This window comes from Actinacidiphila sp. bgisy160, from assembly GCF_057707815.1.
This window is the reverse complement of record NZ_JBYIQW010000027.1, coordinates 45395-63427: the sequence shown is the minus strand read 5'-3', so window position 1 is coordinate 63427 and position 18033 is coordinate 45395. Positions and strand designations below refer to the sequence as shown.

Here is an 18033-nt window from a genome sequence, read left to right as displayed (position 1 = left end):
AAGTATCTCGCAGGCCGGCCTGCGGTTCGAGACCGGCCCCGCTGCCAGGGCCGGCCGGCTCGGACCCGCGGCGGGTCAGTCTCCGGTGAAGAGCACCAGGAGAGGCACGGGGATACAGGCGGCCGCGGTCACCAAAGCCAGGGCGACGACCGTGCACAGCAGTCGGTTCCGCAAAGCTTCACAGCGTCTGCCGTACTCGGAGTGCAGTGCGCTCTCGCGCTCGGCAACGCGTGTCCGCATGGCACGGATCAAGCCGAGGCGATCAGCGACGTAGAGTCGCACGACCTCATGCCGCTGCCCGGTGGTCAGCCAGGGCATGCGGTCGGCGTAGTCCCTGGCCGCGTTTTCGGCGTCGCTGATGTCCGCGTGCCAGGAGAGGAAGTCTTCGCATGCGGCGATACCGTCGGCGATCGCCGGAGCGCCGGCGGCGGACCGGGGAGGACGCCGTTTCACGTCTGGTCACCCTCGCCGAGCGGTTTCGCGGCGCCCTTTCCGGGTTCGATGACGTCGCGGCGGCCGACGTTGAGTTCTTGGTCGAGGGCCGCGATGTCGGGGTGGTGGAGGTCGAAGGCGGGGGACTCGGAGCGGATCTTGGGCAGGGTGAGGAAGTTGTGCCGTGGGGGTGGGCAGGAGGTGGCCCATTCGAGGGATCGGCCGTAGCCCCAGGGGTCGTCGACCTCGACCGGCCTGCCGTAGCGGGCGGACTTCCACACGTTGTACATGAACGGCAGGGTCGACAGGCCCAGCAGGAAGGCACCGATGGAGGAGATGGTGTTCAGGGTGGTGAAGCCGTCGGCGGCCAGGTAGTCGGCGTAGCGGCGGGGCATGCCCTCGGCGCCTAGCCAGTGCTGAACGAGGAAGGTGGTGTGGAAGCCGATGAAGAGCGTCCAGAAATGGATCTTGCCGAGGCGTTCGTCGAGCATCTTCCCGGTGAACTTGGGCCACCAGAAGTGGAAGCCGGCGAACATGGCGAACACCACGGTGCCGAAGACGACGTAGTGGAAGTGGGCGACCACGAAATAGGAGTCGGTGACGTGGAAGTCCAGCGGTGGGGAGGCCAGGATGACCCCGGTCAGCCCGCCGAACAGGAAGGTGATCATGAATCCGAGCGACCACAGCATGGGGGTCTCGAAGCTCAGTGAGCCCTTCCACATGGTGCCGATCCAGTTGAAGAACTTCACTCCGGTCGGCACGGCGATCAGGTAGGTCATGAACGCGAAGAACGGCAGCAGGACCGCTCCGGTGGCGAACATGTGGTGCGCCCACACGGTGGCCGACAGGCCGGCGATGGAGATCGTGGCGCCGATCAGGCTGAGGTAGCCGAAGACCGGCTTGCGGGCGAAGACCGGGATCACCTCGGTGACGATGCCGAAGAACGGCAGCGCGATGATGTAGACCTCCGGGTGCCCGAAGAACCAGAACAGGTGCTGCCACAGCAGTGGCCCGCCGTTTTGCGGGTCGTAGACGTGCGCGCCGAACTTGCGGTCCGCGAACAGGACGAGCAGCGCGGCAGCCAGCACCGGGAACGCGAACAGCACGAGCACCGAGGTCAGCAGGATGTTCCACGTGAAGATCGGCATCCGGAACATGGTCATGCCCGGGCAGCGCATGCAGATGATCGTGGTGATGAAGTTGACCGAGCCGAGGATGGTGCCGAAGCCCGACATGGCCAGGCCCAGGATCCACATGTCGCCCCCGACATAGGGGGTGCGTTCACCGCCGGACAAGGGGGTGTAGGCGGTCCAGCCGAAGTCCGCGGCGCCCTGGGTGGTGAAGAAGCCGGCCGCGGCGATGAGCGATCCGAACAGGAACAGCCAGTACGACAGCATGTTCAGCCGGGGGAAGGCCACGTCGGGGGAGCCGATCTGCAGCGGCATGATGGCGTTGGCGAACCCGGCGAACAGCGGGGTGGCGAACATCAGCAGCATCATCGTGCCGTGCATGGTGAACGCCTGGTTGTACTGCTCGTTCGACAGGATCTGGGTGCCGGGCCGGGCAAGCTCCGCCCGCATCACCAGCGCCAGGATCCCACCGACGAGGAAGAACCCGAAGGCACTGCCCAGATAGAGCGACCCGATCTTCTTGTGGTCCGTCGTCGTCAGCCAGTCCACGATGACGGCCCCAGGCTTGAGCCGCTCCCCTTCCGCTCCCCGAGTCGGCTCTACCTGTACTGCCATAGCTGGTGCCGCCCTTTCACCTGGGTTGCGTCGCCCGCTCTCGGTGCCGTACCTCAAGGTGTTCGGGCACCTTTGCAAAGGTCTATTGCGGGACGGCGCCACTGGACCGGATTGCCCCGATGGTGGGCGCGGCGATCGCGTGGATGAACCGAGCGGAGCCCGGTCACCGAGGTTGTGGCCGCCGATCCGCCTACCGGCGCAAGTGCGGGCCGCCGGTCCGCGGCAGGAGCGGTGCGACGTCGTCGTCGCGCGGGGCGCATGCCGATGGGTGACCGATGAGGCGGTCGGCCACGGCCTCCATCGTGACGCCGCAGGACCGGGACAGGTGATGGGCGGCGGACGGCGTCGTCCAGGTCGAGACCCCGGGATTCGACCTGGGCCGTCCGTGAACGGCGCCAGAACCGCGCCGGGCGGGAAGTCGATCTCGGCCGCCGGGTGGTGCGCGGCTGGATCGATTCCGGGCGGGAGGCCGGGCTCCAGGTGCAGGACGCGCGAGCGCGCGCCCCTGTGCGGTTCGCCTTCCGCGACGGAGATGCGCCGGCGGCGGCCCCGGTGGAGGGAACCCTCGCCGGCGCCTTCCCACGCCGCGCGCAGGTGTGCCCGTACTCCTGCCGGGCAGCCGAGAGCCATGAAGGCACCAGATCAAGACCGGGCGCCCGACCGCAACAGGGACGAGGAGCCCGGCGTCACTTCACCGGAGAATCTGCTGCCCGGAGCGCCCCTTGCGCCGGCACCGCCGTCGGAGCCGCGGGAGCGGGCCCGGCAGGACGAGGACGGCGAAGGCGCCGACGGTCCGCCCGCCGGGCCGCCCACGTGAGGAGAAGATCATGAAGGGCAAGGAGCCAAAGGAGCCACTCGAGGAGACGGGACGCACCGCCCCGCCCCCCAAGGACCAGCAGGATCTGCGGCAGGCCCGCGGACACGACCCGGACGCCGCGGAAAGAGGGCGGCCGGAGAGCGACATTCCCGACGCGCCGCGCGACATGCCACCGCAGGAGCCGCCCGATTGAGACGGGCAGACGACCGGTGCCGAGCCCGGACGCCGGGAGGGGGACCCGGAGTCCGGGGCGGGAGACCGCCGTGGGCCGGGCACATGAGCAGTTCCGCTGGTTCGGCGGCGGCTGGAAGGTCACTCGGAATTGGCCGGGACCTGCGCTCTGGCCTCGGCGAGCGCCCACGTTCGCCCGGAGGACGTCGCGCAATCACCCTGCGGTGACGACCCGGAGGCCTTCGTGGAGGCGGTCCGCCGGTACGTGGAAGCGGGGTCGGCGAGATCGCCCTCGTCCAGGTCGGCGGCGACACGCAAACGGCCTTCCTGGACTGGGCCGCGAAGACCCTCCTGCCCGCCCTGCGCGAACTTTGACGCCTGCCTGGGAGACGCAAGCAGGCGGCCGTCGACCGACCCGGCAGCAGAAGCCCGGCGCGGGTCGCCAGGCACCGGGTAGGGCGGGCGGCCATGGTCAGCGCCGCATCTGTTCCCCGCGCGACAGGACGGCCTCCGGCGCCGAGCGCCGCGGCCGGGGCTGCCGAGTACGCGGCAGGTAGCGGGCGCGCTTTGGGCAGGAGCGTCAGTCCTGGGGGTGCGGCCGCCACGCGACACGGCGCGGACTTCGTCGGCCTGCAGGGCGGCCGGCGACGGAGCCCGGGCCGCTCAGACGGGTGCCCGCCGGAGTGGCCCGGGCGGTCGGCCGTGTCAGGACCTGCCGCGGCCGGTGACGAAGTCGCGGGCCCGGTCCACCAGTCCGGTTCCCGGCGCCAGGAGCTTGTTGGCGGGCGGGGTGTCCGGGGCACTGGGGTGCGGCCGGGTCGGGGCGACCTTCTTCGCCCTGCGGACCTGCTCACCGAGCTCGTTGAGCTGCTCGGGCGAGCATTCCTGCGCCAGGCTGGGGAACAGCCGCTGTTCCTCATCCAGGATGTGCTCGGTGACGTCGGTGATCAGCTTCCCCACCAGCTGGTCGAAGCGGGCGTCGTCGATGTCGACGTCCTCCAGGTCCTTCAGGACCTGCTCTACCTCGGCGTGCTCCCGGATCTCCTTGTCGGCGAGGGCGTCCCCACCGGACACGTGCTCCCGGACGGCCGGGTAGAGGTACATCTCCTCGGCCACCGAATGCCGCACCAGCTCGATCGTGACCTCGTCCAGTACGTCACGGCGTTCCTTGTCACCCGCCGGCAGTGCCCGCAGGCGGGCGAAGTACTCCTCCACCTCCCGGTGGTCGGCCGTGAGTTCTGCGATGACGTTTCCGCCGTGTCCCATCTCGTGGCTCCTTCCGCTCCGGTGTGCGCTCTACGGTCCTCTCCCGGGCGGCTTCCCGATCCCGGGCCGGGCACGCGCCCTGTTGTCAGCCGTCCGGGTGGTGGTGGTGTTCGGCCCAGGCCGCCGCGCTGACGTCCGGATCGACCAGGACGTCGGCGGCGGAGCAGGCCAGCGCGTGGGCGGCGGCGAGCATGGCCTCGCGGGCCCGGGAGCCGGCGGCGGCCGCGGCGAACCGTGGCGTGTGGTCGGAGCCGTCGGCATCCGTGATCGCCACGAACGGGTGGATCGTCGGCAGGCGGTTGCTGACCGTGCCGATGTCCGAGGAGCCCAGGTAGACGCCGGGCACCGGCTCGCTCGCGGCGAGGCCTGCCCGGGCCAGATGGGTGGTGAACCGCGCGGCCAGGACGGCACTGTTGCGGAAGTGGTCGTAGCCGGCGTCGGCGGGGCAGGTCTTCGCCCGGGTGCCGGTGGCGCGAGCCACGCCTTGCGCGCACTCGGCCAGACTGTCCGCCAGCTCGTCACGGGCGGCCGTGGTGGCCCCGCGCAGGCCGAACAGCCCCTCCGCGTACTCGGGGACGATGTTGGTGGCCTTGCCGCCCTCCGTGATGATGCCCTGCACGTGCGACCCCGGCGGGAGACGCCGGCTGAGCACCGGCAGCGTGTTGAACAGCTGGATGAGCGCGGCAAGTGCGTCGATTCCTTCGGCCGGGTTGCCGGTGGGGTGGGCGGCCCGGTCGTGGAAGGCGACGCGGACCTGGGCAGAGGCCGTGAGCGGTGCCCACGACCAGCTATGCACGCCGGGGTGGAACATCAGGGCCGCGTCCACCCCGTCGAAGGCGCCGGCCTCCGCCAGGACGACCTTGCCGCCGCCCCGCTCTTCGGCCGGGGTGCCCACCACCAGCAGCGACCCGGGCAGGCTCGGCAGTGCCTCGTGCAGGGCAAGGCCGGCGCCGAGTCCGGCCGCGGCGATCAGATTGTGGCCGCAGGCGTGCCCGAGCCCCGGCAGGGCGTCGTACTCCAGCAGCAGCGCCACCCGCGGGCCGCCGCCGTCACCGGCGCCGGCGACGAAGGCCGTGGGCAGGCCCGCCACCCCGCGCTGTACGGAGAAGCCCTCCCGTTCCAGGTGGCCGGCCAGCAGATGGGTCGCGCGCACTTCCTCGAAGGCCGGCTCCGGGTCCCCGTGGAGCGTCAGCGCCACCTCCCACAGGGGCCCGGCACGGGCGGCCAGTTGCTCCGCGACACGGGCGTACACCTGGTCCAAGCGCTCGTCCATCGCTGACCTCCCGGATGTCTGCCGGTCGCCTACCCGCCTCCGCGCCGGACATCGCGCCACGCATGAGCCGCCGGGGCGGGGGCACGCGTCCACAAAGGCAGGAAATGCACGGAAGGTACTTCTTGAGAGGGAAGCGCGATGACGAAGAAGCAGCATCCTCCGCACGGCGCGGGTCCCAGCCGCCACAAGGGCGACGACCAGCACGGTTGGGCCACGGACGTCGACGCCACGAAGCAGCAGGAAAATCCCAGCGGTCACCGTTCGTTCCACCCGGACACCTATGCGCCCGGCGGCAAGAACAGCGAACCGTCCTCCGAGGACATCGAGGCGTCGACGGCCGGCACACCGGCGAACGACGTGTCGCGCAGCGGTGAGGAGCGGGCCGGAAAGTCCGGCAAGCGGCAGATCCAGGACACCGGGAAACGCGGTGCCTCCGGACGACCCAGCGGCGCCAAGGACACCTCCGAGTTCAGCGGGGTCGACCCGCAGGAGCCGAGGACCAAGCACCGCGGTCGCTGAGCCCGAATGCCCCCGCCGGGCGTTTCCCCGGTCGGGGCAGGGGCAGCCGCAGTTCATGGACCATTCGCACGCGCCGGTCCTGGAGGCGCTCGCCGCCTACCACGCCACCGGACAGACACCGTTCACCCCACCCGGTCACAAACAAGGCCGGGGTACCGATCCCCGCGTCCTGGAAGCGCTGGGACAGGCGGTGTTCCACTCCGACATCCTGGCCACCAGCGGTCTGGACGACCGCACCTCCTCGCACGGCGTCCTGGAAAAGGCGCAAGAACTCATGGCGGACGCCGTGGGAGCCGAGTACACCTTCTTCTCCACCTGTGGCAGCTCGCTGTCGGTGAAGTCGGCGATGCTCTCGGTCGCGGGGCCGCACGAGAAGCTCGTCGTGGGCAGGGACGCCCACAAGTCCGTCATCTCCGGGCTGATCCTCTCGGGACAGGAGCCGGTCTGGGTCCGCCCCCAATGGGACCCCGACCTCCACTTGGCCCATCCGCCCTCCGCCCAGGCGGTCGCCGCGGCCCTGAGTGACCACCCCGATGCCAAGGGCGTTCTGGTCACCAGCCCCACCCCGTACGGGAGCTGCGCGGACCTGTCCGCGATCGTCGAGGAGTGCCACCGGCAGGGCAAGCCGCTCATCGTGGACGAGGCATGGGGAGCGCATCTGCCCTTCCACCCCTCACTGCCGACCTGGGCCATGGACGCCGGAGCGGACGTGTGCGTCACCTCCGTGCACAAGATGGGCTCGGCGCTGGAGCAGACCTCGGTGTTCCATCTGCGGGGAGACCTGGTCGATCCCGCCGTACTGAAGGCCCGCGAGGACCTGCTGGGGACCACCAGCCCGTCCGTGCTGCTGTACGCGGCTTTGGACGGCTGGCGCCGCCAGATGGTGGAGCACGGTCACGCGCTGTACGAGAGGGCCCTGGCCCTGGCCGGCTCCCTGCGCGGTCAGATCGAGCAGCTGGACGGCTTCCATGTGCACGGCCGCGAGGACTTCTGCGGCCCGGGTCGGGCCGCCGATCTGGACCCGCTGCAGGTCATCGTGGACATCTCCGCGCTGCGGGTGACGGGGTACCGGGCCGCCGACTGGCTGCGCGCCCACCACGGTGTGAACCTGCACGTCAGTGACCACCGCAGGATCAGCGCCCAGCTGACCCACGGCGACACCGAAGACACCGCCGCCGTCCTGGTGACGGCGCTTGCCGACCTCGTCGAGCACGTGGACGACCTGCGCCCCACGCCTTCGGTGGACATCCCGAGCCCGGGGGAGCTCACCTTGGAGCAGGTCGTCCTGCCCCGGGACGCCTTCTTCGGCCCGGCCGAGCAGGTCCCGATCGCCGAGGCCAAGGGCAGGATCACCGCCGAGATGCTCACGCCCTACCCGCCGGGCATCCCCGCCGCCCTCCCCGGTGAACGCCTTGATGGGGAGGTGCTGGACTACCTGCGTACCGGGGTCGAGGCCGGCATGGTCGTCCCCGACGCGGCCGACCAGCAGGTGCACACCATCCGCGTCGCGATGGATAAGGAATGACGGAGGAACCCCACATGACCTCCCACAACGAGGACCCGGTAACCCGCCACCCGCGACCCGACTTCCCCGCACAGGACCAGCCGCACCCGGGCTGGACCGGACCGATGGACCCGCCCCCCGACCACGGAGAGGACTCGTACGAGGGCAGCGGCCAACTGGAGGGCAAGGCCGCGGTGATCACGGGCGGCGACTCCGGGATCGGCCGGGCTGTCGCGCTCGCCTTCGCCCGCGAAGGCGCGGACGTTCTCATCACCCATCTGCCGGAGGAGAGGGAGGACGCCGACACCACCGTGGGGCTCGTGGTGGACGCCGGACGCAAGGGCGTCGCCCTCTCCTGTGACGTCCGCGACGAGGACCAGTGCCGTGAGGTGATCGACCTGGCGCTCGCCCAGTTCGGGCGGCTCGACATCCTGGTCAACAATGCCGCCTACCAGATGTCCCAGCCCGACGGCATCGGCGCGATCACGACCGAGCAGTTCGACAGGGTGCTCAAGACCAACCTGTACGCGATGTTCTGGCTGTCGAAGATGGCGCTCGAGCATCTTCCGGCCGGTGGCTCCATCATCAACACCAGTTCCGTACAGGCCTACAAACCCAGCCCGCACCTGCTGGACTACGCGATGACCAAGGCGGCCATCGTCAACTTCACCCAGGGGCTGGCGCAGATGGTCGCCTCCAAGGGCATCCGGGTGAACGCGGTGGCCCCGGGCCCGGTGTGGACGCCCCTCATCCCCGCGACCCTCCCCGACACGACCGAGTTCGGCAAGCAGTCCCCGATGGGCCGCCCCGCCCAGCCTGCCGAGATGGCCCCGGCATACGTCTTCCTCGCGTCGCAGCGGGCCGGCTACATCACCGCTGAGGTCGTCAACGCCACCGGCGGCACCCCGCTGCCCTGACACGCTGTGCGTGGCCACCGGCACCAGCGACGTCGACGCCGCCCTGATCCCGGCGCTCGACGCCGCCTTGATCCCGGCGCCCGCCCGCACGACGACTCCACCGTTCCGGCCTGACGGTCGGACGGGCGCAAGGCCGACCGGCGGTTCGGCGCAGCCGCGCCACGCCGGACCGCGTCAGTCATCCGTGGCGATGAGGTGGATCCGGCAGCGCACCCTGCCTTCGGGCAACTCCAGGAGCATGCTGCTGCCGATCGCCGCGCGGCTCTCGATCAAGGCCCGGATGCGCGAGACCTGCTCGGGCGGGCCGTCGAGGGTCACATCGACCATGTCGGCGTGCGGTGGTGGGAGGAAGTCCTCCTCCGGCCCTGAGCCTGCTCCGGCAACGGGCCCGCGCGGCCCCTCGTGACCGCAGCGCCACACCGACGGCCCGGCACCGCGCCACTCGACGAAGTCGGTGTCGGTCACGCAGACTCTGAGCGGATCGACCCCGGCCCGCCGGAGGAACTCCACGAAATCACGCATGTCGTAAGCGACGCCGAGGATCTCCCCGTCGACGCGCACATGACGGCCGCCGGTCTCCGACGGTGGATAGACGATCACGCGGCATGCCAGGGGTCCGGCCTGCGCATCCGACGGTGACGTGGGTGGCGTGCACATACGTCGTACCTCCGCGAGTGAAGAGGGGCGGCGGCGGAAACCGCGGCGTCACTCCCCGGCGGCGTGCTGGGCCCCTGCCCGGGCGAAGTGCAGCAGGTCGGAGAGCGTGAGCGCGGCGGGTGCGCCGGCCGCCAGGCGGGTGGCGCGGAGGGTGAACACCAGTCCCGCCGACAAGCCCGTCGAGATCCACAGGCCGGTGCAGAACGGGCACGTGACGAGTTCACCCACCGCCTTGCGGACGCCGCGGCCGCGGACCTCCTCGTCCAGCTCGGAAGGGCCCGAAGTGCCTTCGAACCGGCTGAACGGCGCGCGCAGCGGGCTGGTGACCGGATCCTTCGTGATCAGCCGGGACAGGCGGTGCGTGGCACCCGTGCACAGGACCACGTCCCATGGCGTGGGTTCGGGCACCGTCCGACCGGTGGGCCGGGCCAGCCCCGCGATCGCGCCCAGCGCGCCGCCGTAGGCGCCCATCAGCGCGCTGAACGCGCCGAGCGACCGGTCGGCGTCGCCCGCGTACTCCTGCTCCGTCTCGGCCGCGGCCCGGCCGACCTCCTCGCGTAGGGGCATGGGGACCACCTCCCTGGAGGGGTGTTCAGTCGCGGCCGAGGGCGCGTTGGAGTTCCGCCTTGTTCATGTGGGAACGGCCGTCCACGTTGCGGCGCTTGGCCTCGGCGTAGAGCTGGTCGTAGGTGGGTCCCTGGGAGCCCTTGCCGGAGCGCTGTCCGCCGCGCTCGCCGGAGGACATGTCCTCGATGGAACTGCGGCTGGCGGTCTTGGACTCGCCCGCCCGGGCGCGTTCCTTGTTGACCGTGCGGGCGGCGATCTCCTTCGCCCGCTTCTCGCTCTCGCCCCGGTCCTTGGCGCTCTCCTTGATGTGCTCGTACTGCCGCTCACGCTTGCGACTCGACCCTGCGGGCATCTGTGATCACTCCCTTGGTGGCTTCGCGTGCCCGCCCACTTCGGCCGACGAAATGGGTGCGTGGATGATGTGCGCCCTGCGGGCGGCCGCCGACCACCGTTCCCGGCGGACGCCTTTCTGCCTTCCCGGCGGCCGGCGGCGACACTCCCCAGTGGCACTCAACGCCTTGCCCATAAAGAGCCGGAAAAACATCCCGACGTGGGTCCGGCCTGCCGGCCCTTGTAGTGCTCGAACGGCGCGCCCTTTGTTTCTTGTTATTCTTTCCACGTGTTGGCGCGTCTCCCGGAGGCCAGACATGGGACAGCCTTCCGAACACAAGCCGCCCGAAATGCGTTACGCGGCCGCGACCTCTCCGCCGCAGCGGACCAGGGCCGCGACTCCTCTCCTGTACGGGGGCGGCTCCGTCCCCAGGGAGGCGCTCTACGCGCCACTGCCGATCGGTCGTTCGTCCCCGTTCGTTCCGCATGTGGTGAGGAAGGTGCGGCGGCGATGAGACGCGGCGGTGTTTGGTCATTTCGGCCTCGGGCAGGTTCGCCCTTGCCGGTCGTCGCGGAAAGAGGCGACGACGAAGCGAGGAGTTCGACGACCATGGGAAAGAAGCGGGAGAAGGACACGGCGGAATTCGCCGCCAAGGAGCCCGGGGCGGGAAGCGGCAAGGAGGACCGGGCACACGAGCGGGTGGTACGCGGATCCGCCGGCGGGGCGGAAGGCTATTCCGCCGCGCACGGCACCCTGGCCGGCAACCCCATCGAGGGACTGGAGACGCAACGACCCGAGAAGCGCGAGGACGACTCATGACCCGGTCGTCCGGGGAGAACGGCCCGGTCGGGACTGGAGAACGAGGTGCCCGGGCAGCCGAGATCCAGGAGGCTCGGCGCTCGCGCCGTAGTGAACGCTGACGCGAGTTTCGCCTCGGTCCGCGACACGACGGTTCTCTGGCGGTTTCCTTGCGCCTCTACCACAGTCGGCCCGCTGACCCCGGTTACGCCCGCAAGGCCCACGGGGAGCGTCCCATGTGGCGGGACGTGAGCGGCGCCGACGTCAACGCGTACCTGAAGGATGGCGCACCGGGGCGTCGAGCGGGGCATGACGGCAGGAGGCGTGCGCGTCCGCAATGTGGCGCAGCCCGTGATCGACCGCGCGTTCGCCGTCTACCGGCTCCATGCCGGGTAGCAGAGTGGACGCAGGCCCCCGTGTTTCCCGAGAAGGTGATGTGAGATGGCCGGGACCACCGGACAGCGGGACACCGCCAAGGACAAGGCGACGGTCAAGGCCCTGCTGGAGAAGGAAGGCCACACCTACGCCGAGGACGCCGGCATCAAGCTGAAGAACACCCCGCAACCGCTCTACCAGGTACTGGTGGCGGCGTGCCTGCTCAGCGCCCGGATCAAGGCGTCCGTGGCCATCGCCGCTGCGCACGAGCTGTTCGCCGCCGGAATGCGGGACCCCCGCAAGATGCGCGACGCCACCTGGCAGCAGCGGGTCGACGCGCTCGGCAGGGGACACTACCGGCGCTACGACGAGCGGACGGCGACGCAACTCGGGGACGGCGCGGAGCTGCTCCTCGACCGTTACGGAGGCGATCTGCGGCGCCTGCGGGACGAGGCGGACGGCGACCCGGACGAGATCCGTCGCGCCTTGCGCCAGGTTCCCGGGCTGGGGCCGGTCGGCGTGGAGATCTTCCTGCGGGAGGTGCAGGCGGTCTGGCCGGAGACCGGCCCGCTCTTCGACGACAAGGCGCTCAAGGGCGCCGAGCGGCTCGGACTCCCGGCGCGGCCGCAGGATCTGGCCGGCCTGGTGCCACAGGCCGCCTACGCCGTCTTCGCCGCGGCCCTCGTGCGGGCGGCACTGGACCGTCACGTGGTCGAGGAGGTCGCCGGGGCAGGCTCCTGAGCGGACCCTTGCCGGTACGTCAGCGGGCTGCCACGCCGAGGTCACGGGCGAGATCCGGCAAGCTCGGCGCTTCCCAGTCCGGGCGCAGCATGACACCGGGGTAGTGGGACCGGTGCCGCCGAAGCCAGGCGCCCGCGAGACCGGCGCGCCGCGCACCGTCGACGTCCCAGGGGTGTACGGCGACCAGCAGCGCCTCCTCGGGCCGCACGCCCGCCTGATCGGTGGCGTAACGGTAGGCGGCCGGTGCCGGCTTCCAGCAGCGGGGCCCCGAGACGTCCAGCAGGGCCTCGAAGTGCTCCAGCAGGCCGGCGCCGTCCAGCAGGCGCCGGGTCGCCGCCGCGGAGCCGTTGGTCATGGTCAGCAACCGGTAACCGGCGGCCCGTAGGGCCCGTACGCCGCCGGGTACGTCCGGGTGCACCGAGAGCGCGGCGAATCCCTCGACCACATGGCGCGCGGCCTCCTCCGCGTCGCCGCTCCAGCCGGGAAACCGGGCGAGCAGCACGCGCACGTTCTCGGCCGCCACTTCTGCGAAGTCCGCGTACCCCCCGGCGGCCGTCAGGGCGAAACCGTCGCGCAGCACCGCGGTGAACCAGGTGGGCAGCGCGTCCGAGGGCACGTCGATGTCCTCGAACCGGTCACCCAGGGGTCCCAGATCACTGAGGGTTTCGTTGACGTCGAAGACGATCACGCGGATACGGTTCGGGGCCACCATGAGCGCCTCCGGAGCGATGGTCGTGCCTGTCCCTCCATCGTGCGTCGCCGTCGGTCCTCGCCGGGTGCGGATTGTTCAGCTCCGCATTTCTGGGCAGCACCTATATGAGGTGATAAAAATGGATGAAACTGGTCGCAATTCGTCCTCGGCTGTGAGGGAGGCCGTGACGCACCCCCTGGACACGGTGAAGGCGACCGCACAGCGGCTGCCGGGGGCCGGGAAGGTCAAGGGGGCGTTCGACGGCGTGCTGGACACGGTGGGAGTGGTCTCACCGCGGACCCGGCGGGTGGCCGCGTACACCGGGGCGGGCCTCTTGGGCGTGGCCGGAGTCGTCGAGTGGCCGGTGGCGGCCGCCGGAGCGGCCGCGGTATGGCTGACGCAGCAGCGGTCCGGTGCGCGCGCGCAGACCCCGGTCCAGGACCAGGACCAGGGCGAGCATGAGGCCTCGGAGGCGCAGGACACGATGATTCCGCCTGAGACACGGATACCGGCCGCGCCGCACGCGCAAGGGCACATGTCCGCAGCGCGGACGCATGAGGCACCCACGGCCGAGAAGGGACCGGGTGCGATGGCCGGGCCCGGTGATCTGCCGGTCCCCGAGGGCGGACCGAGCAAGGCCAAGATCAAGGCGAAGGAAGGCAAGAAGGCGAAGGCCTCCACCACATGAGGCCGCCGACCGGGTTGGGGCTGCTGACCGCACTACCGGCGGCAAGCCTGCGACTCGCGGCGACCGCGCCCATCGGCGTTGCGCGGCAATGCGTTCCCCTGGCGGGCGCCGGTGCGCGGGCTGCGGTGCGCGGTGCCGCGGCCGCCCGCGGCGCCCTGCGACTGGGACGGGCCACGCAACAGGCGCTCACCCCCGGACGCTGCTGGGTCGGCGGGCGACGCCTGCACGTACCCCTGCGCCCACGCGGTGGTGCCGCCCCCGACCGACGGCAGCTGGAGGCGGCGGCCAGGAAGGTCGCGGTGTCACTGGCCGAGCATCCCGACGTACTTGCGGCCTACTGGGACGGCGGTTTGGAGTCGCTGGTGGTGCGGCTGGCACAGGACGCGGTCGCCGACAAGGTGGCGGCGCGGGCGGCCGAACTCGCCGATTCGCAGCGATTGGAGCAGCCCGGGGAACCCGGACCGGATCCCGGACATCCGGGGCAGGTTCCCGGCGCCCGGGCGCACGCCGCCGCCCTGTGCTGCGACGTGGCGGGCATCGTCACCGCGACGACCGGGCGGTTGCTGCGGCTGAAGCGTTCCCCGCGCATGGTGACCGCGGCCGTCACAGCGCTGCGCGAGGACTCGAGGTCACGTGCCTGGCTCCGCCGCGGGCTCGGTGCACCGGCCGCCGATGCGGTCCTGTCCGCCGCGTACGCCGCGGCGCACGGCTTCGGACAGTCGCCGACCGCCCTTGTGCTGGACGCGGCGCTGCGCGCCGGTCTGCTCGTCGAATCGGTCACCCGGGCCGCGCTGTTCGACGAGGTCCACGACCGGCTGTGCACGCCCTCCCGGCACAGCCTGCCCGCACCCCGGATCCGGCGGCCGCGCCCGCACGTCCTGCCGGCGCAGCAGTACGCCGACCAGGCCGTCACCGGAGGGCTGCTGGGGGCCGCGGCGACTCTCGCCTTCACGCGTGACAGCGCCGAGGCCGCCGAGGCGGTCCTGGCCGCCTCGCCCCGCGCCGCCCGCTACGGGCCCGTCGCGTTCACCGCCACCCTCGGCACCGGCCTGGCCCGTCGCAAGGTACTCGTACGCGACCCGGAACGGATCCGGCAGTTGGAGCTGGTGGACACCATCGTGCTGCATCACTCCGTGCTCAGCGGACGAAGGCGCACGCTCCTGGAGGTCCGTCCCCGCGGCGACGACTGGGACCATGACCGGCTCTGGCACGCCACGGCGGCCTCGCTACGGGCCCATGACGAAGAGCGGCCGGACGGCCGGGAAGTGCGCCTGCGGCCCGTGCCCGGCAGCGCACCCGGCACTCACACCGGGCCGATGACCGTCCTGGACGAGGACAATCGCGAGGTGGGTAACGTCTTCGTCGGCCGGGAGGTCGACCCCCTGGCGGAGGCGGTACTCGACGCGGCGCGCCGGGCGGGCCTGCACGTGGTCGTGGCCGACGACGGCACCCTGAGCGAGTTCGGCGCGCTCGCGGACCAACTAGCTCCCGCCGGGGAATCATTGAGCGCACTGGTGTGCCAACTCCGCCGATCCGGAAGGATCGTGCTCACCGTCGCCCGTGTGCCGGCCGGGACAGGACCCGACGACGACGTGCCCACGGGACTGATGAGCAGCGACGTGGCAGTGACCGTCGTCGACCCGGGCAGCGCCGTGCTGTGGGCGGCGGACGCCCTCGTCCTGGACGACCTCTCCGGTGTCTGGCGGCTGCTGACGGCCGTGCCGGGCTCCCGCGCGGCGGCCCGGCACGCCAAGGTCCTCGCCGAGGCCGGTGCGGCACTGTCCGAACTCATGGTGCTCACCCGGGGATCGCGGGGCCGACGCGCCGCGTGGCGGGTGGGCCTGCGACTGAGCCCGGTCAACGCCGCCGCGGCGGCGTCCCTCGTCGACGGCTGGCGCGGCGCGCGGCGGGCACTGCGCCACGGCATGCCGACGCCCCGGCCGCACGTACCCTGGCACGCCCTGGAGCCCCATGAGGCCCTCGACCGGCTGCGCGAGACGGAACGCGCCGTTCACGAGGAGGCGGCCCGCGCGAGGTCGGCAGCCGGGCGCATCGGCCAGAGCGTGGCCACGTCACCCGTCGCCGTGCCCCTGCGGCTGACGGGGCGTCTTGTCGGCGCGGTGCGCGCCGAACTGGACGACCCCCTCACCCCGGTGCTCGCCGTCGGCGCGACCGCCTCGGCCCTGCTGGGCTCGGCAGTGGACGCCCTGCTGGTGACCGGCGCGATGGGCATCAACGCCCTCGTCGGCGGCATCCAGCGACTCCGTGCCGAACAGGCCCTGTCCTCATTGGCTGTGACCCAGCGTCAGCAGGCACGCAGAGTCGTCGACCCGGACACCGGGGACACCCGCACCGTCGAGGCCGGACGGCTCAACCCCGGGGAGATCATCGAACTCCACACCGGCGACGTGGTACCCGCCGACGCGCGGCTGCTGCAAGTCGAGGACCTGGAAGTCGACGAGTCCTCTCTGACCGGCGAGTCCTTGCCCACCCTCAAGCGGGTCGAGGCCACGCCGCGGGTGCCGGTTCCCGACCGGCACTGCATGGTCTTCCAGGGCGCCACCGTGGTCGCGGGCCAGGGGCGCGCGGTGGTGGTCGACACGGGGGACGACACCGAGGCGGGGCGCGCCGCCCATCTTGCCGCAAGGATGCCGCCCGCGCCGGGGGTGCAGGCCCGGCTTCGTGAACTGACGTCCACGGTGTTGCCGCTGACCCTCGCCGGTGGGGCCGCGGTGACCGGGCTGTCGCTGCTCCGGGGCACTCCCGTGCGGCAAGCCGTGGCCGGAGGGCTGGCCGTCGCCGTTGCGGCCGTGCCGGAAGGGCTGCCGCTCACCGCGACCGTCGCCCAACTGGCCGCCGCCCGACGGCTGACCGAGCACGGCGTGCTGGTGCGCACCCCGCGCACCCTGGAGGCGCTCGGCCGGATGGACACCGTCTGCTTCGACAAGACCGGCACACTCACCGAGAACCGGCTGCGTGTGGTACGTACCGCCGCCCCCGACGGCGGCGACCATGAAGCCGGCTCCCCGGAGGGCCTCGCGATCCTGCGGCAGGCCGCCCGGACCTGCCCTCAGGTCGGCGACAACCACGGAGTCCACGCCCACGCCACCGACGGGGCCGTCCTGGAGGCGGCCGGCGACGACCAGCAGTGGACGCCCGGTGACACCCAGCCCTTCCAGGCCTCCCGTGGCTATGCCTCGGCCACCGGCCACGACGCGGAGGACACCCCATTGCTGGTGGTCAAGGGTGCTCCCGAAGTGGTGCTTCCGCTCTGCCCCGAGGCGGACGCCTCCGCGACGGAGACGGCCCGGGCGCTGGCGGCCGAGGGGCTGCGTGTGCTGGCCGTCGCGGAACACCGTCTGCAAACCGGTGAGTTCGGGGGGGCACTCGAAAGCCCCCTGGAGGACTACCGGTTGCGGCTGACCGGCTTCATCGCCCTGGCCGACACCCCTCGTCCCGACGCGGCGCCGTTGATCTCGGGGCTCCGCCAGGCGGGCGTGCGACCGGTGATGCTCACCGGTGACCACCCCGAGACCGCCCGGACGGTCGCCGTCGCACTCGGCTGGCCCGAGGACGTCACCGTCGTGACGGGCGACGAACTCGCCACCCGCGACCGAACGGGCCGGGCGGCGCTCGTCCGTGACTGCGGCGTCGTCGCCCGCGTCGCACCGGAACAGAAACTCCAGGTCATCGAGGCCCTCAGGGAATCCAAGCGGGTCGTCGGCATGGTCGGTGACGGCTCCAACGACGCGGCCGCCATCCGGGCCGCGGACGTCGGTGTCGGCATCGCCGTGCGGGGCTCCGCGGCCGCGCGCAATGCCGCCGACCTTGTCATCGTCAACGACGAACTCTCGGCGCTGATCGAGGCGGTCGCCGAGGGCCGCGCCCTGTGGCACAGCGTCGCCGACGCGCTCACCGTACTGATCGGTGGCAATGCCGGCGAGATCGGCTTCTCCCTGTTCGGGACCTTGGTCTCCGGTGCGTCTCCGCTCTCCACCCGTCAGCTCTTGCTGGTCAATCTGCTGACCGACATGTTCCCGGCCATGGCGGTCGCCGTGACCCCCCAGGGCGCCACGGCGGACACCGCAGCGGACACGGACAGGGAATCGGGAGCAGCGCGGACCGGCAGCGCCCCGCTGGGCCTGGGGACTCTGGGGGCGCCCCTGGGCCGGCAGATCCGCCACCGCGGAATCGTCACCACCCTGGGCGCCGCGACCGCCTGGCTGGCGGGTACCGTGACTCCCGGCAGCGCCCGGCGCACCAGCACCATGGCGCTGTGCGGAGTGGTGGGCGCCCAGCTGACGCAGACCGTGACCGGCCGTCGTCACAGCCCCCTGGTATGGCTCACGGTGCTCGGCTCCGCGGCCGCGCTGATCGCGGTCATACAGACTCCCGGCGTGAGCCAGTTCTTCGGCTGCACCCCGCTCGGTCCCGTCGCCTGGGCCGGGGTGACCGCCGCCGTGGCCCTCGCCGCCCTCGCACCCCGGACACCCCTCGGTGGCTGAGGCCCCTCACCCGACGTGTCCGCGCCGCCCGGTCCG

Annotated in this window: 16 protein-coding genes and 2 pseudogenes; 10 read left to right on the top strand and 8 right to left on the bottom strand. The window is 71.7% G+C overall.

Translation table 11 applies throughout. The annotated features are described in order from the left end of the window. Positions 1-75: 75 nt before the first annotated feature. A complete protein-coding gene (locus tag AC3EUJ_RS21610) occupies positions 76-453 on the bottom strand; it encodes a hypothetical protein (RefSeq protein WP_431963764.1) in 378 nt (125 codons plus the stop codon). Then, entirely contained in the window at positions 450-2177 is a 1728-nt protein-coding gene (gene ctaD, locus AC3EUJ_RS21605; RefSeq protein WP_431963762.1) for an aa3-type cytochrome oxidase subunit I, read from the bottom strand. Before ctaD ends, AC3EUJ_RS21610 begins: the two co-directional genes overlap by 4 nt. A gap of 827 nt (positions 2178-3004) precedes the next feature. Between ctaD and AC3EUJ_RS21600 the strand changes: the two genes are divergently transcribed. Both AC3EUJ_RS21600 and AC3EUJ_RS21595 read left to right on the top strand, forming a co-directional pair. Next, the gene (locus tag AC3EUJ_RS21600) at positions 3005-3187 is read left to right on the top strand and encodes a hypothetical protein (RefSeq protein WP_431963760.1); all 183 of its coding nucleotides are present in this window, start codon (positions 3005-3007) and stop codon (positions 3185-3187) included. 52 nt (positions 3188-3239) lie between these two features. Then, positions 3240-3540, top strand: a pseudogene (locus AC3EUJ_RS21595) (LLM class F420-dependent oxidoreductase); the annotation flags it as partial. Positions 3541-3870: 330 nt separating this feature from the next. Here AC3EUJ_RS21595 and AC3EUJ_RS21590 read toward each other — a convergent pair. Then, positions 3871-4431 carry a hemerythrin domain-containing protein gene (locus AC3EUJ_RS21590; protein WP_431963758.1) on the bottom strand — a complete coding sequence of 187 codons (561 nt, stop codon included), beginning with the start codon at positions 4429-4431 and terminating at the stop codon, positions 3871-3873. 85 nt (positions 4432-4516) lie between these two features. Beyond that, on the bottom strand, positions 4517-5704 hold the full coding sequence (locus tag AC3EUJ_RS21585) for an amidohydrolase (RefSeq protein WP_431963756.1): 1188 nt from the start codon (positions 5702-5704) through the stop codon (positions 4517-4519). Between the two features lie 138 nt (positions 5705-5842). Here AC3EUJ_RS21585 and AC3EUJ_RS21580 point away from each other — a divergent pair, with 138 nt between their 5' ends. The 3 genes from AC3EUJ_RS21580 to AC3EUJ_RS21570 are packed head-to-tail and all read left to right on the top strand — an operon-like array spanning position 5843 to position 8644. Beyond that, positions 5843-6223 carry a hypothetical protein gene (locus AC3EUJ_RS21580; protein ID WP_431963754.1) on the top strand — a complete coding sequence of 127 codons (381 nt, stop codon included), beginning with the start codon at positions 5843-5845 and terminating at the stop codon, positions 6221-6223. 55 nt (positions 6224-6278) lie between these two features. Then, positions 6279-7748, top strand: coding sequence for an aminotransferase class I/II-fold pyridoxal phosphate-dependent enzyme (locus AC3EUJ_RS21575; protein ID WP_431963752.1), 1470 nt, complete (start codon positions 6279-6281; stop codon positions 7746-7748). A gap of 14 nt (positions 7749-7762) precedes the next feature. Next, a complete protein-coding gene (locus tag AC3EUJ_RS21570) occupies positions 7763-8644 on the top strand; it encodes an SDR family oxidoreductase (protein ID WP_431963750.1) in 882 nt (293 codons plus the stop codon). A gap of 174 nt (positions 8645-8818) precedes the next feature. On the opposite strand, the gene AC3EUJ_RS21565 is transcribed toward AC3EUJ_RS21570, so the two are convergent. From AC3EUJ_RS21565 to AC3EUJ_RS21555, 3 genes are all read right to left on the bottom strand, one after another. After that, the gene (locus AC3EUJ_RS21565) at positions 8819-9244 is read right to left on the bottom strand and encodes a hypothetical protein (protein ID WP_431963748.1); all 426 of its coding nucleotides are present in this window, start codon (positions 9242-9244) and stop codon (positions 8819-8821) included. Between the two features lie 105 nt (positions 9245-9349). Continuing rightward, positions 9350-9868 (bottom strand): DUF1360 domain-containing protein, encoded by a 519-nt coding sequence (locus AC3EUJ_RS21560; protein ID WP_431963747.1) that lies wholly within the window; start codon positions 9866-9868, stop codon positions 9350-9352. 25 nt (positions 9869-9893) lie between these two features. Continuing rightward, a complete protein-coding gene (locus AC3EUJ_RS21555) occupies positions 9894-10220 on the bottom strand; it encodes a plasmid stabilization protein (protein WP_431963745.1) in 327 nt (108 codons plus the stop codon). Between the two features lie 588 nt (positions 10221-10808). Here AC3EUJ_RS21555 and AC3EUJ_RS21550 point away from each other — a divergent pair. The 3 genes and pseudogenes from AC3EUJ_RS21550 (at position 10809) to AC3EUJ_RS21540 (ending at position 12113) form a co-directional block, all read left to right on the top strand. Further along, the gene (locus tag AC3EUJ_RS21550) at positions 10809-11018 is read left to right on the top strand and encodes a hypothetical protein (RefSeq protein WP_431963743.1); all 210 of its coding nucleotides are present in this window, start codon (positions 10809-10811) and stop codon (positions 11016-11018) included. 264 nt (positions 11019-11282) lie between these two features. Continuing rightward, positions 11283-11393, top strand: a pseudogene (locus tag AC3EUJ_RS21545) (metallophosphoesterase); the annotation flags it as partial. A gap of 45 nt (positions 11394-11438) precedes the next feature. After that, the gene (locus AC3EUJ_RS21540; protein WP_431963741.1) at positions 11439-12113 is read left to right on the top strand and encodes an HhH-GDP family DNA glycosylase; all 675 of its coding nucleotides are present in this window, start codon (positions 11439-11441) and stop codon (positions 12111-12113) included. Positions 12114-12132: 19 nt separating this feature from the next. Here AC3EUJ_RS21540 and AC3EUJ_RS21535 read toward each other — a convergent pair whose 3' ends face one another. Then, entirely contained in the window at positions 12133-12825 is a 693-nt protein-coding gene (locus tag AC3EUJ_RS21535) for a haloacid dehalogenase type II (protein WP_431963739.1), read from the bottom strand. A gap of 163 nt (positions 12826-12988) precedes the next feature. On the opposite strand from AC3EUJ_RS21535, the gene AC3EUJ_RS21530 reads away from it, so the two are divergent. Beyond that, a complete protein-coding gene (locus tag AC3EUJ_RS21530) occupies positions 12989-13492 on the top strand; it encodes a hypothetical protein (protein WP_431963737.1) in 504 nt (167 codons plus the stop codon). Further along, positions 13489-17997 carry a cation-translocating P-type ATPase gene (locus tag AC3EUJ_RS21525; RefSeq protein WP_431963735.1) on the top strand — a complete coding sequence of 1503 codons (4509 nt, stop codon included), beginning with the start codon at positions 13489-13491 and terminating at the stop codon, positions 17995-17997. The genes AC3EUJ_RS21530 and AC3EUJ_RS21525 overlap by 4 nt, the downstream gene beginning before the upstream one ends. Positions 17998-18033: the final 36 nt, after the last annotated feature.